At 54.7% G+C, this 13,951-nt stretch carries 14 protein-coding genes; 7 read left to right on the top strand and 7 right to left on the bottom strand.

Features of this window, described 5'->3' with window-relative positions; genetic code table 11:
- Positions 1-151: 151 nt before the first annotated feature.
- Complete coding sequence (uspG, locus tag INF73_RS20165; RefSeq protein ID WP_028012323.1) at positions 152-580, top strand: universal stress protein UspG; 429 nt, start codon at positions 152-154, stop codon at positions 578-580.
- Between the two features lie 39 nt (positions 581-619).
- Here uspG and INF73_RS20160 read toward each other — a convergent pair whose 3' ends face one another.
- The 6 genes from INF73_RS20160 to ahpC all read right to left on the bottom strand — a co-directional run bounded on the left by INF73_RS20160 (position 620) and on the right by ahpC (position 7,234).
- Complete coding sequence (locus INF73_RS20160; RefSeq protein ID WP_041910926.1) at positions 620-1,387, bottom strand: DmsC/YnfH family molybdoenzyme membrane anchor subunit; 768 nt, start codon at positions 1,385-1,387, stop codon at positions 620-622.
- Entirely contained in the window at positions 1,387-1,944 is a 558-nt protein-coding gene (locus INF73_RS20155) for a 4Fe-4S dicluster domain-containing protein (protein ID WP_028012321.1), read from the bottom strand. Before INF73_RS20155 ends, INF73_RS20160 begins: the two co-directional genes overlap by 1 nt.
- Positions 1,941-4,217, bottom strand: a complete 2,277-nt coding sequence (locus INF73_RS20150; protein ID WP_193542139.1) for a molybdopterin-dependent oxidoreductase — start codon at positions 4,215-4,217, stop codon at positions 1,941-1,943. The genes INF73_RS20155 and INF73_RS20150 overlap by 4 nt, the downstream gene beginning before the upstream one ends.
- Positions 4,214-4,720, bottom strand: a complete 507-nt coding sequence (locus INF73_RS20145) for a molecular chaperone (protein ID WP_048956871.1) — start codon at positions 4,718-4,720, stop codon at positions 4,214-4,216. The genes INF73_RS20150 and INF73_RS20145 overlap by 4 nt, the downstream gene beginning before the upstream one ends.
- A 258-nt stretch (positions 4,721-4,978) precedes the next feature.
- Entirely contained in the window at positions 4,979-6,544 is a 1,566-nt protein-coding gene (ahpF, locus tag INF73_RS20140) for an alkyl hydroperoxide reductase subunit F (protein WP_193542141.1), read from the bottom strand.
- Positions 6,545-6,670: 126 nt separating this feature from the next.
- The gene (gene ahpC / locus INF73_RS20135) at positions 6,671-7,234 is read right to left on the bottom strand and encodes an alkyl hydroperoxide reductase subunit C (protein WP_008501015.1); all 564 of its coding nucleotides are present in this window, start codon (positions 7,232-7,234) and stop codon (positions 6,671-6,673) included.
- Positions 7,235-7,853: 619 nt separating this feature from the next.
- On the opposite strand from ahpC, the gene INF73_RS20130 reads away from it, so the two are divergent.
- The 3 genes from INF73_RS20130 (at position 7,854) to INF73_RS20120 (ending at position 10,734) form a co-directional block, all read left to right on the top strand.
- Complete coding sequence (locus tag INF73_RS20130; RefSeq protein WP_193542143.1) at positions 7,854-8,759, top strand: LysR substrate-binding domain-containing protein; 906 nt, start codon at positions 7,854-7,856, stop codon at positions 8,757-8,759.
- A 140-nt stretch (positions 8,760-8,899) separates the two neighbouring features.
- Positions 8,900-10,123 (top strand): phosphoadenosine phosphosulfate reductase, encoded by a 1,224-nt coding sequence (locus tag INF73_RS20125; RefSeq protein ID WP_193542145.1) that lies wholly within the window; start codon positions 8,900-8,902, stop codon positions 10,121-10,123.
- Positions 10,108-10,734, top strand: a complete 627-nt coding sequence (locus tag INF73_RS20120; RefSeq protein WP_193542147.1) for a ParB/RepB/Spo0J family partition protein — start codon at positions 10,108-10,110, stop codon at positions 10,732-10,734. Before INF73_RS20125 ends, INF73_RS20120 begins: the two co-directional genes overlap by 16 nt.
- On the opposite strand, the gene INF73_RS20115 is transcribed toward INF73_RS20120, so the two are convergent.
- Positions 10,735-11,895 (bottom strand): pyridoxal phosphate-dependent aminotransferase, encoded by a 1,161-nt coding sequence (locus INF73_RS20115; RefSeq protein ID WP_049138710.1) that lies wholly within the window; start codon positions 11,893-11,895, stop codon positions 10,735-10,737.
- 121 nt (positions 11,896-12,016) lie between these two features.
- Between INF73_RS20115 and INF73_RS20110 the strand changes: the two genes are divergently transcribed.
- From INF73_RS20110 to INF73_RS20100, 3 genes are read left to right on the top strand one after another with little or no spacing between them, the layout of a single operon-like run.
- The gene (locus tag INF73_RS20110; RefSeq protein WP_048961266.1) at positions 12,017-12,631 is read left to right on the top strand and encodes a methylthioribulose 1-phosphate dehydratase; all 615 of its coding nucleotides are present in this window, start codon (positions 12,017-12,019) and stop codon (positions 12,629-12,631) included.
- A complete protein-coding gene (gene mtnC / locus INF73_RS20105) occupies positions 12,628-13,317 on the top strand; it encodes an acireductone synthase (RefSeq protein ID WP_126345046.1) in 690 nt (229 codons plus the stop codon). The genes INF73_RS20110 and mtnC overlap by 4 nt, the downstream gene beginning before the upstream one ends.
- Positions 13,314-13,856 carry an acireductone dioxygenase gene (locus INF73_RS20100; protein ID WP_193542149.1) on the top strand — a complete coding sequence of 181 codons (543 nt, stop codon included), beginning with the start codon at positions 13,314-13,316 and terminating at the stop codon, positions 13,854-13,856. Before mtnC ends, INF73_RS20100 begins: the two co-directional genes overlap by 4 nt.
- The last annotated feature ends 95 nt before the right edge of the window (positions 13,857-13,951 follow it).

The following is a 13,951-nucleotide window of genomic DNA, read 5'->3' as shown; positions in this document are numbered from 1 at the left end:
TAAAGGGTAGCTACCCCTGAAAGTCTGCCGGGAAATACGCGCCTTTTGAGATTTATCCTGGCGAGAGAGGAAAAGTGCCGAAGCGCTTACAGAAACCATTCATATTTTGTGGTTGAATGTATCCAGCGTTTATAAACAAGGAGAAACGGTTATGTATAAGACAATCATTATGCCGGTTGATGTTTTCGAAATGGAACTGAGCGACAAAGCTGTTCGCCACGCGGAATTCCTCGCGCAGCAGGACGGGATTATTCATCTTTTACACGTCTTACCGGGCTCTGCCAGCCTGAGCCTGCACCGCTTTGCCGCCGACGTGCGTCGCTTTGAGGAGCATTTACAGCACGAAGCCGAAACGCGGCTGCAGACCATGGTCGGGCATTTCAGCATCGACCCTTCCCGCATCAAAACCCACGTCCGGTTCGGTAGCGTGCGCGATGCCGTCAATGAACTGGCCGCGGAGCTGAATGCAGACGTGGTGGTGATCGGTTCACGTAATCCTTCCATTACCACTCACCTGCTGGGGTCGAACGCTTCCAGCGTGATCCGCCACACCCATATTCCGGTGATGGTGGTCCGGTAAATACCAATAAAAAACCCCGCTTGCGCGGGGTTTTGTTTATCAGTACAGGTGACCAATATTGACGATGGTGCTGACGGTATCGCCGAAGAAGGTCAGGCGGCTGAGCACCACACCTACCAGCAGGAGCGCAAACACCGCTTTCTGCATCGGCTGGCGCTTCAGCGATAACGCGCCACCCACAACGCAGCACAGCAGGCTGCCCAGATAGAGCGGCGAGCTTAACCAGGCGTGAGCGGTCATTTTCATGATGGTACCGCCGCTGAGCCACATCACCGGCGCGGCAATCAGCAGCGCCATCAGGGCGATAATCCCCTGGCGCAGCGCGGCGTTTGATCCTTTCAGCCCGAGCAGCGGCGTTGCGGCACAGCCCATCACCCAGACCGTCGCAAAGAACAGCATCATGGTGATGCCGTTGGCAATGGCCTGCATCGCCGGTGCCGCGTAGGTCATTCCCTGCACCACCACCAGCAGGATCCCGAACAGGGACGCCAGCAGCGCTGCGCCTTTGTTTCCCTTACTCAGGAAGGCCAGCCCAATCATGGCGCCGTACAGGGTCGCGCCCAGAATTTCGCGGCTCAGCCAGGCATGTTTCAGGTTAATCAAGGCGTTGTATGCGTGTTCCGGGTGCGCCAGATGCAGCACGGCGGCAATGGAGGCAACGCCCAAAATCAGCCCGGTAATTAGCCAGTGAAGGCGGGTGCCATGCACTTCACCACGCAGCGTGCGCCAGGTCAGAAGCAGCGTCATCCCGACGGACATCTGGCTCAGCACGGTAAAGATAACGAGCGGTAATTCATATTTTTCCATTATTTATCCCCCGGCTGTTTTGGCTGACGGGCCAGAATGAAGCGCGTACCCGGATTAAGCTGAGGCATCTTCGGGAAGCCCGGCGGATACTGCACGGCATTGTTCGGCAGCGGATCGGCATCCAGATCGATAATCGACAGGGCACCGACCGGACACGCGTTCACGCAGGCCGGAGCCATACCGATATCCAGACGTTCATAGCACATGCTGCACTTCTCCGCCTTTTGCGTCTCTTCATTGAAGCGCGGCGCGCCGTACGGGCAGTTACGGATGCAGTTTTTACAGCCGATACAGCGTTCAGGGTTATGGACCACCACGCCGTCATCACGTTTGGTGTAGGCTTCCACCGGGCACGCCGCCAGACAGGCCGGGTTTTCACAGTGGTTACAGGCCAGCGAGAAAAACGCACGCTCCTCATGCGGATAAATTTCTTTATCCAGCGGATAGACATAGCGCCAGAAGCGATCCGGCTCAAGCTGGTTAAAGCTCTTGCAGGCCATGGCGCATCCGCGGCAGCCAATACATTTATCACTGTTCACTAAAAATGCGCGTCTCATGCGTCTGCTCCTTCATTCGCGATAAGGGCAATGTCGACAAACTGGCTGTGGATCGCCGCGCCAGGCGCGCCGGTTGCCATCTTGCCCATATCGGCTGGCGTATCTTTCACGACGTTCTGCACGTTGTACTTAAGCTTGTTAAACCAGGACTCATACATCACCAGGAAATCTTCCGGCACGTTGGTGGTGATTTTCGCCCGCAGCTCCACTTCGCCCACGTCGTTAAACACGCGGACTTTCGCCAGCTCGCGAATCCCCTTCTTGTGCGCGGCGGCTGGGTGGATATAGACAAACGGCTCCGGCCAGAAGACCTGCATCCAGTCGAGGTTGACGAACTGAGAGTGGAGGCCGTACTGCAAATGCGGGGTAAACAGATGGAACGGCAGCTTGCCCTCCGCGGCAGGCAGATACTCCGGCAGCGCTTTATGGCCGTTCTTTTCACACAGCTCGGAGAGGAACTCATACTTGCCCGATGGCGTTTTAAACTTGCGGTCGTGCCAGGCCGCCGAGCTGACCATTTTGGCTTTCACCGGCCCATCCAGCAGATCGTCCCAGGAGCGGATGCCGAACTGCTTCGCCATGCCCTCATTGAACTCAAGGTCGAGCCATTTTTTCTGGTCAATGTCCTGCGGGAAGGTACAGGAGCCCGGCTCCATTTTGTTGATGGTACGCGAGAGCAGCACGGCAATATCCAGATCGCTCTTGCACTCGTACATCGGTTTAATGGCCGGTTCATTCACCGAAAGCCAGTAATGCCAGTAAGACGACGACAGGTTCCAGTGCTCAAAGGTGGTGGTCACCGGCAGCACAATATCGGCATGCTGCACCGTCTCGTTGAAAAACTGATCGACGCAGACCACCATCTCCAGCTTGCTGAAGGCTTTTTCCATTTTGTTACGGTCAAAGTCCTGCGCGAACGGGTTCTTGCACGCCACCCACAGCATACGAATGGGCGGATCGTTGGCATCAAGAATGCTCTGCGCGGTCTGGTTCAGGTTCAGCGCGCGGTCGGAATAGTGGCTCTTTTCGCCGCTGTCGCTGACGAACTCCCCTACCGGGCCGCTTTCTCCCACCATGCCAACAGATCCGACCGGTGGCTTCTGCGTCATCGCATGATAGTTGTAGCCCCAGGTCTGCAGATGGCCGTAGCGGGCACCGCCGCCTTCCACACCGATGTTGCCTGTCATGGCAACAAAAGCGTCAATGGCGCGCACGTTCGCCCCACCGTTGACGTGGCGCTGCATCCCGTAGCCGATCCAGACGGTGGCAGGTTTTACCGCGGTGAACTCTTCCGCCAGCTGGCGAATCACCTCTGCCGACAGGCCACAGATTTCAGATGCCCACTCCACGGTGATATTGCTGCGCAGATACTGTTCAAATTCCGGGAAACCGTGCGCGAAGTTGTTCACAAACTCCTGGTCGACGCGGCCAATATCCAGCAGGTGCCGCGCCATCCCCAGCGCCAATGCGCCGTCCGATCCCGGGCGCACGCGCAGATACAAATCGGCTTTCGCGGCGGTTTGCGAGAACAGCGGATCAATGACCACCACTTTCGCCCCTTTCTCACGCGCCTGATAGATGTACTTCATGGTATGCATGGAGCACCAGGCCGGGTTTGCGCCCCAGATAATGATGTATTTGGCTTTCACCAGATCTTCCGGGTCGTTACACCACATGTCGCCCATGTCGTAGTGCTGGGCATCGATCCCTGCTGGCCAGCATGGCGTACCAGCGAACCGCGTGGTGTAACCGAGAGAAGACATCATCCCCTCCACGGCATAACTCATCACGCCCAGGTTGCCGGAGTATTTCGACAGCGCCAGGCCGAGCATAGACCCGTCTTTCTTTTTAATCTCCAGCATCTTGCTGGCAATGCGCTGCATGGCCTCATCCCAGGAGATGCGACGCCATTTACCGCTGCCGCGCCCATCCTGGATCATCGGGTATTTAATACGGTCCGGGGAGTAGACCCGGCGCGGGTAAGTCAGCCCTTTCACACACGGGGCACCGTGTGTAAACGTGGACTCGCTTGCCCCGTCAACGAAGGTGATGACGTCATCTTTGACCCAGGTTTTTAAGCTGCAGGTGTCGTAGCAGTTACGCGGGCAAGCGTTACGGAAAATTTTGTAGGTTTTTGGGTTAAACGGAATGGGGGGCTGTGCCATGGCACATCGGGATGATAATAGTCCGCCGGGTAATGCGGCAACGGTACCCAGCGCAATCAGTCCTTTTAAAAAGGAGCGCCGGTTTAGCAGCCCTTTATCAATACTCATAATATTACTCTCGTCTTTAATTCATCAAACCAATTAGTCATCTGCAACGCGAGACATTTAATTGCGGATGTTTTCGCGCAATCCTTTATTTTTGCAATAAATGCGGGGAGCCATAATTCAAGATGCCCCTGCACAAAGCGGGCGAGTGCGTCATGATATTGCGGCGAATGTCTGGCATGCGCGGAGAGCATCACCACCAGCTCCATTTCATAGCTGACGTGATCGTCGGGAACGCTATTTTCCCCGGTCACAAAAAGCCCGATGCTGCGCAGGAATTCGCGTACGCTCAGCGTTGTAGCGCCCATCAGCAGAGGCTCTTCGTCCAGATACACCGAGGCATAAGGCGGCGCCAATAGCGTTGCAGGGCCGACAAACAGGGCGTTGAAATCATACTCAACCTCTAACGCCTCATCCTGCTGCCAGGTCTCACTTTCCGGGAATAAAGGATGTAACGAGGCGCATCGCGATGTCATGTCCGCCGCGTTAAAGAAATCACGAAACATCAATCCCTTTATTTCAAAGGGGGTTAACGTCTCATATATTGAAGAAGTGGATGTATCTTTGCCATTCATATTAAATATAAATATTTACCGCTATAAAAAACGACAAGATATTATCAGCAGGCTTATTATTTTCTTTGATCGAAGCAGGTAATTAACGCATGAAGGGGTTAATAACGAGGATAATTGAGGGTAAAAAAATCTAAAAAAAAGCCACCTCATAAAGAGGTGGCTACTGCAGGTATGTCTTACTTTCTTTTATTATGCGGTTTTGGTGCGGATCAGGTAGTCAAACGCGCTCAGGGACGCTTTTGCACCTTCGCCAGTCGCGATGATGATCTGCTTGTACGGCACCGTGGTGCAATCGCCCGCGGCAAACACGCCCTTCACGCTGGTTTCACATTTGGCATCGATGATAATCTCGCCCATGCGGTTGCGCTCAATCGCGCCTTCCAGCCAGGTGGTGTTTGGCAGCAGGCCAATCTGCACGAAGATCCCTGAAAGCTGCACGCTGTGCACGTCGCCGCTTACGCGGTCGCGGTATTCCAGACCGGTCACTTTGCTACCGTCGCCCTTCACTTCCGTGGTCTGCGCGTTCAGCACGATGTTGACGTTTTTCAGGCTGCGAACTTTATCCTGCAGCACCTGGTCGGCCTTCATCTCAGGCGCGAACTCCAGCAGCGTCACGTGTTCAACAATCCCCGCCAGGTCGATAGCCGCTTCCACGCCGGAGTTACCGCCGCCGATCACCGCCACCCGTTTGCCTTTAAACAGCGGGCCGTCACAGTGCGGGCAATAAGTCACGCCTTTGGTACGGTATTGATCTTCGCCCGGCACGTTCATGTTGCGCCATTTTGCCCCGGTGGCAACGATCACGCTGCGAGCTTTCAGCACCGCGCCAGAGGCGGTTTCAATCTGGTGTAAGCCCCCTTCCACCGCCGCCGGAATCAGCTTGCTGGCGCTCTGGCTGTCGATCACATCTACCTCGTAATCGCTGACATGAGCCTTCAGCGCACCGGCCAGCTTCTGACCTTCGGTTTTTGGTACGGAAATGTAGTTTTCAATGTCCACGGTATCCAGCACCTGTCCGCCAAAGCGTTCGCCCATAAGACCGGTACGAATACCTTTACGTGCAGAGTAAACCGCTGCCGCCGCGCCCGCAGGGCCAGAGCCGACAATCAGCACATCGTACGCATCGCGTTTGTTCAGTTCTTCCGCCGCGCGTTTTTCCGCGCCGGTATCCACTTTCGCGACGATTTCCGTCAGCGTCATGCGGCCCTGGCCGAACTCCTGGCCGTTCAGATACACCGCCGGAACGCCCATCACGTTGCGATCGGTGATTTCATTCTGGAAGGTACCGCCGTCAATCGCCGTATGCTTGATGCGCGGGTTAAGGACCGACATCAGGTTCAGCGCCTGCACCACGTCCGGGCAGTTGTGGCAGGAGAGCGAATAATAGGTTTCAAACTCAAAATCACCGTCGATATCGCGGATCTGCTCCAGCAGCGCCTGCGCTTCTTTTGACGGATGACCGCCGGTCCACAGCAGCGCCAGCACCAGGGAGGTAAATTCATGCCCCAGCGGAGAGCCGGCAAAACGCGGTCCCTTGTCCGAGCCCGGGTTAGTAATCAGGAAAGAGGGTTTACGAACCGCAAGCGAATTGTCTTCTTTGAAGGTCACTTTCGGAGACAGTTCAGCGATCTCTGCCAGCAGCTCTTTGATTTCTGCCGATTTCGCGCTGTCGTCCAGCGTGGCAATCAGCTCAACGGGTTTAGTCAGTTTCTCAAGGTAGGCCTTGAGCTGGGTTTTCATATTGGTGTCGAGCATAGTTCTTCCCTCTCTTAAGACGTCATCATGCAAGCTGCCTTTGCGGGCGGCCTGAATGCAACTTGCATCATGGTGCTGGAATGAAATGGGCGCGGGGGCGCCCATTGATTGCCGAATGGTGAAAACTTAGATTTTACCAACCAGGTCCAGGGATGGAGCCAGGGTCGCTTCGCCTTCTTTCCATTTAGCCGGGCACACTTCACCTGGGTGAGAAGCCACGTACTGAGCCGCTTTCACTTTACGCAGCAGGTCAGAAGCATCGCGGCCGATACCTTCAGCGGTAACTTCGATAGCCTGGATAATGCCCTGCGGGTCAACCACGAAGGTTGCACGGTCGGCCAGGCCTTCATCTTCACGCATGTTGTCGAAGTTACGGGTCAGGGCGCCAGTCGGGTCGCCGATCATCGCGTATTTGATTTTTGCGATGGTTTCAGAGCTGCTGTGCCACGCTTTGTGGGTGAAGTGGGTATCGGTAGACACAGAGTAAACGTCTACGCCCAGCTTCTGCAGTTCGTCGTAATGGTCAGCCACGTCGCCCAGTTCGGTCGGGCAAACGAAGGTGAAGTCAGCCGGATAGAAGAAGAAGACGCTCCAGCGACCTTCGGTATCTTTCTCGGTTACTTCAATGAACTCACCGTTTTTGAACGCCTGGTTTTTGAAAGGTTTAATTTTAGTGTTAATCAAAGACATCTGTACTTCCTCCGTGTTTTCGTTGAGAGCTAAGGTAACCAACTTTGCTCATCGGGGCTAATGCGTATGCTTTATCAAATCAATCAGCCAAACCTTACAACTTCAACAAGACAGCAAGGTGAACCTGCTGCGGTACTCCAGAAAGTATAAAGGCCGCCTCAACGGGCGGCCCTGATACCTGAATTCCCCGCAGGTACATTCAGTGCCAGCCGAGGCTGGCGTTGCGTTGCGCTCTACATACCTTGTATCAAGGTCGTAACAGCAGGTTGATTACACCACCAGCACCCATCGAGAGCAATCCATCAAAAGCGCGTTCCTGCCTATGGCTGTGATAGGTTTTGACTGAGAGAAATACATTACGCTCGTAAATTAACTTTACGTAATCAATTTACGGCAATATATAAATGTCAACATTTATTAAATTGAACCCAGCCCATTCAAAGATAAAATTATCTTAATCTCACATGTAATTCTATTTCAATAATCCGATGGCGTGATATATTAAGATAACTTAAATAACACTTTAAGTGAGTTAACCACAAGGATTGTAAATGGTTAGCTTTAATCTATAGTTATCATCAATATGTTAACAACAGACTCACGGCAAACAGGATGACACATGGCAAATCTTTATGACCTTAAAAAATTCGACCTTAATTTACTGGTCATTTTTGAGTGTATCTATCAACATCTTAGCATCAGCAAGGCCGCTGAAACGCTTTACATTACCCCTTCAGCCGTCAGTCAGTCTTTGCAACGCCTGCGTGGCCAGCTTAACGATCCGCTGTTTATCCGTTCCGGCAAGGGGATCACCCCCACGACCGTCGGGACTAACCTGCACCTGCATCTTGAGCAAAACCTCAATCAGATTGAGCAGACCATCAACCTGATGCACAGCACCGACATCAATAAAAACTTTGTCATTTATTGTTCTCAGATGGTGACGCCAGGCTACCTTCTCAACCCTATTCAGTTGTTGATGAATCATGAAAATTGCTCAGTAGAACAACGTGATATGCTTGTCTCTGCGGAGTCAGCAGAGGATTTACTGGCCTACCGTAAAGCCGATCTCATTTTTACCGTGGCGCCCGTTAATAATCGCTCCGTTGTCTGCTCGCATTTCACCACAATTCCCACAGTCATGATCTGCCGCGAAGACCATCCCAGAATAGGTACAGAAGTCTCCGTCGAGGAGTTGTACCAGGAAAAGTTTACGATGTATCAAAGCAACAACAGTGGCGTGAAGGAGCGTCAGGCTGAAGTCAACGAGGCGTTCCCGGAAAGAAACATCGCGTTTCGGTCAGACTCCCTCAGTTCGCTTCTCTCCATGATCGCCATGTCTGATTTAGTTGGTTATATTCCCGTATCCATTTTTGAAACCTATAAAGCGGCCTTAAAATTAAAAATTGTTAACACTCCCTTTAAATTACCTGAAGTGGACATCTATATGGTCTACAACCGCGCGTCGTTAAACAGCAGCGTATTCGCCAGCTTTATTGAAAAAATGCATAAGCTGGCTCAATAGAATGGACGCGTCATCGCGAAGGTATTTCCAGCAAGAATAAAGTGAAGGCGTAAAATAATTAGTTGAGAATGAGAACATATAATAACATGATGGCAGTTTAATAGCATTAACGATATTCCATACGCAGGATGCGACTCATCATGTCTATCTATAAATACCCTCTTCAGGAAAACGTTCTGGAGGCTGCTTCAGAACGCATAAACTGGACGCTGCAAAATTTTACCCGCGTGTGCGTCTCTTTTTCTGGCGGAAAAGATTCAACGGTGATGCTTCATCTTGCTGCGCAGCGGGCGCGGCAGCTGAACAGAAAAATAGATGTCCTCTTTCTGGACTGGGAAGCACAGTTCTCCTGCACCATTGAGCATATTGAGAACATGAGGACCCAATATCGTGACGTCATCAATCAGTTCTGGTGGGTGGCGCTGCCGATCACCACGCAAAATGCCCTCTCTCAGTACCAGCCGGAATGGCAGTGCTGGGAACCCGGCATAAGCTGGGTCAGACAGCCTCCGCCTGATGCCATCACCAGTACGTGTTATTTTGATTTTTATCAGCAGGGGATGACCTTCGAGGCCTTCGTCAGGGACTTTGCCGAATGGTATGCGCGAAGGCGCCCCGCCGCAGTGATGGTGGGCATCCGCGCCGACGAATCCTATAACCGCTTCCTGGCAATCGCCTGCGCGCGCAAGCAGCGCTTTTCCGACGACAAACCCTGGACGACCGTCGCGCCCGGCGGTCATGCCTGGTATATCTATCCTCTCTACGACTGGAAAACCGCCGACATCTGGACCTGGTTTGCCAAAACGGGCTGCGCCTATAACCCCCTCTACAATCTCATGTACCAGGCCGGCGTGCCGCCGCGCTACATGCGCATCTGTGAACCCTTTGGCCCGGAGCAGCGACAGGGTTTATGGCTCTATCATGTCGTTGAACCTGAACGCTGGGCCGCCATGTGCGCACGCGTCAGCGGCGTGCGCAGCGGCGGAATTTACGCGGGGCACGACAACCACTTCTACGGTCACAGAAAGATCCTCAAGCCCGACCACCTCAGCTGGCAGGAGTACGCCATGCTGCTCCTCGACAGCATGCCGCAACAGACGGCTGAACATTATCGCAATAAAGTCGCGGTGTACCTGCACTGGTATCAGAAGCGCGGGATGTCCGATCTTCCCGAGACGCAGGAGGGTGACATCGGCTCAAAGGATATCCCGTCCTGGCGGCGAATTTGCAAGGTTCTGCTCAACAACGATTACTGGTGTCGGGCCCTCTCCTTTAGCCCGAACAAACCAAAGCACTATCAGCGCTATAGCGAACGGATGAAATCAAAACGCAAGGAGTGGGGGATCTTATGCAGCAACGACTGATTACCGAACTGGAAACCTATTTGCAGACGCTCACCGACGAGCAACGTATAGATGCCATCAATGCTTTTCGCCAGGCCATGCATCATCTCAGCCCGTTCCGCGACCAGCCCGTCGACTGCGTGCTGTGGATAAAGCAGGATGAAATTGTTGCCAACGACTACAACCCGAATAACGTGGCGCCGCCGGAAAAGCGTCTGCTGAGTCAATCGCTCGAGCTCGACGGGTTTACGCAGCCCATCGTAGTGACGGAAAGCGAGCCGGCGCATTACGAAATTGTCGACGGCTTCCATCGTCACGAAATCGGTAAAAGCAGGGCCGCGCTGAAGCGCCAGCTTCGGGGCTATTTGCCCGTGACCTGCCTGCGCAAAGATCGCCAGCAAAAGCTTGACCGGATGGCCGCCACCATCCGCCACAACCGTGCGCGGGGACGCCACCAGATCAACGCCATGTCCGACATCGTCCGGGAGCTGGCCCAGCTTGGCTGGAACGATGAGAAAATTGGTAAGGAACTGGGGATGGACAGCGACGAGGTGCTGCGCCTGAAGCAGATCAACGGCCTGCTGGAACTGTTTGCAGATCGTCGCTATTCCGAAGCCTGGACGGTGAAATAGTCAGAGCGTCGCCAGACGCTCCGCCGCCGCCAGCAGCGTCGATTCCTGCTTCGCAAAGCACAGGCGAATCAGCTTATGCGGGAAGGGATCGGCGCAGAACACCGACAGCGGAATAGCCGCCACGCCCACCTCCGTCGTCAGCCATCGGCAAAAGCTGACGTCGTCCAGATCGGAAATCGCGCTGTAGTCCGCCAGCAGGAAGTAGGTCCCTTCACACGGCAGAATTTCCAGACGGCTTTTGCTCAGCGCATTTACAAACAGATCCCGACGCGCGCGGTAAAAATCCGGCAGCTCGCGATAGTGTTGCGGTTCGCTGCGCAGCATGTCCGCCAGCGCCAGCTGGGCAGGCGTGTTGACCGCAAAGGTCAGGTACTGGTGCACCTTGCGCAGCTCCGCGCTGATGGCCGCCGGGGCCACGCAGTACCCTACCTTCCAGCCGGTCATATGGTAGGTCTTGCCAAATGACGACACCGCTACCGCGCGCTCGCGAAGCTGCGGATGGGCCAGCACGCTGGCGTGCCCTTCCTCCGCAAAGCAGATGTGCTCGTAGACTTCATCGCTCAGGACGTAAATTTCCCGCTCGGCGATAGCCTGCCACAGCGCGGCAAAATCGGCCTTTTGCCACACCGTCGCCGACGGGTTGTGCGGGGTATTCAGGATCACCAGACGGGTTTTATCGCTCAGCAGCGCGGCGAACGCCTGCCAGTCCGGGCGGAAATGCGGCGGCTGGAGCGCCACGCGCTTCACCACGCCACCGGAGAGTTCAACCGCAGGCGCATAGCTGTCGTAGCTTGGGTCAAAGCAGATGACTTCATCCCCCGCGCGCACCAGCGCGGTGATGGCCGCGTACAGCGCTTCGGTCGCCCCTGCCGTCACCGTGATATCGCTGTTCGCATCGGGGTGATAGCCATACAGCGCCGCCGTTTTGTCTGCAATGGCTTCCCGCAGCGCCTGCACGCCGGTCATCGGCGCATACTGATTCGCCCCCTGCGCCACGTGGTGCGCCAGACGTTCCTGCAAATATTTCGGACCATCGAAATCGGGGAACCCCTGCGAGAGGTTAATGGCATTGTGCTGCTGCGCCAGGGCGCTCATCTGCGTAAAGATGGTGGTACCGAGATCAGGAAGTTTACTCTGCGGGATCAATACGTTATTGCTCATGTTGTCGTGCCTGCTTGTAATACTTATGTTGCTGCCACTATAACACGATGTTAGTCTTTGGCAATCAAGACACTTAGACGTCTAAACCATATCAATATTCCTGGCCGAGGGGTAAAAGGAAATGACAGACAACCTGCTGCTCACACACCTGGTCGACGCCTGCCGCTGGATAGGCGCCAAAGGCTGGGCACCCGCCACCGGCGGTAATATGTCGGTGCGTCAGGACGAGCACCTCTGCTGGCTCAGCGAATCCGGCAAGGACAAAGGCAGCCTGACCACCGACGATTTTCTACAGGTTGAGATCGCCACCAACCGGGCGCCGTCCGGTCGAAAACCGTCGGCGGAGACCGGGCTACACACCCTTATCTATCGCCTGTTCCCGGAGGCTAACGCCGTCCTGCACGTTCATACCGTTAACGCCACGGTGCTGTCGCGTCTGGTCAAAGAAGCCGAACTGAATATCAGCGGTTTCGAGATGCAGAAATCGCTTACCGGGCAGACTACCCATCTGGATACCGTCGCCATCCCGGTGTTTGATAACGACCAGGACATCGACGCCCTCGCCTCGCGCATCGCCCATTACGCGCAGGAGCGTCCGCTTAATTATGGTTTTCTTCTGCGCGGCCATGGCTTAACCTGCTGGGGACGCGACGTGGCCGAAGCCCGCCGTCATCTGGAAGGTTTAGAATTCTTATTTGAATGCGAAATGCGTTTACGACAACTGGAGAGAGTATGATTCGCGCGATTGTGACGGATATTGAAGGAACCACCAGCGATATTCGTTTTGTCCATGACGTTTTGTTCCCCTACGCGCGTGAGCGGCTGGCGGCCTTCGTGACCGCCCAGCAGTACGCCGAGCCGGTCAAATCGATTCTGGACAACCTGCGCGATGAAATCAGCGATCCGCATGCCGGCGTCGGCGATCTCATCAACGTGCTGTTTAGCTTTATGGATGAAGACCGCAAATCGACGGCGCTCAAAGCCCTGCAAGGCATCATCTGGCAGGAGGGTTACATCAACGGTGACTTTACCGGCCATCTGTACCCTGACGTTCTGCCCGCGCTGGAAAAATGGAAGGCGCAAGGGATTGATCTCTATGTTTATTCCTCTGGCTCCGTTGCTGCACAGAAACTGTTATTTGGCTACAGCGACGAAGGTGATATTACTCATCTGTTCAGCGGCTATTTTGACACCCACATCGGCGCCAAGCGCGAGGTGCAGTCTTACCAGAACATTGCGGCACACACGGGCATCGCCCCGTCGCAGATCCTGTTCCTGTCGGATATTCACCAGGAGCTGGACGCGGCTGAACAGGCGGGTTTTCGCACCCTGCAACTGATTCGCGGTGAAGATGACGGCGCGAGCCATCACCATCAAATCCACCAGTTTGACGAGATTAATCCGGAGCAGATCCCTTCATGAGCGCATTGACCATTTATTCCGATAAAGACGCCAGTAAGCCCCTGTGGCACAGCACCGACGCCGCCGAAATCGCTCAACAGCTGAACGCTAAGGGCGTGCGCTTTGAGCGCTGGGCGGCAGACCGTGATTTAGGGCAGGATCCTGCCCCCGAAGCCGTGATCGAAGCGTATCAACATGCGATCGACAAGCTGGTGGCAGAGAAAGGCTATCAGAGCTGGGATGTCATCAGCCTGCGCGCCGACAATCCTCAGAAAGAGGCGCTGCGCGCGAAGTTTCTGAACGAACACACCCACGGCGAAGACGAAGTGCGCTTTTTCGTGGAAGGTGCCGGGCTGTTCTGCCTGCACATTGAAGATGAGGTGTACCAGGTACTGTGCGAGAAAAACGACCTGATTTCCGTGCCGGCGGGCACGCCGCACTGGTTTGATATGGGTTCAGAGCCGAACTTTACGGCCATTCGTATTTTCGACAATCCGGAAGGCTGGGTGGCGCAGTTTACGGGCGATGCAATCGCGGATGCCTATCCACGCCTGGCCTGATCTTTTCTCCCTGTGGGCTGAGGGTTCCCCACAAATTAATGCTAGCTAGCACTGAACAATCCCCTCGCCCCTTTGGGGTGTACGGTCCGGGGACA

Source organism: Enterobacter cloacae complex sp. P6RS (genome assembly GCF_014982245.1).
GTDB lineage: Bacteria > Pseudomonadota > Gammaproteobacteria > Enterobacterales > Enterobacteriaceae > Enterobacter > Enterobacter bugandensis.
This window is presented reverse-complemented; position numbering and strand designations above follow the sequence as displayed.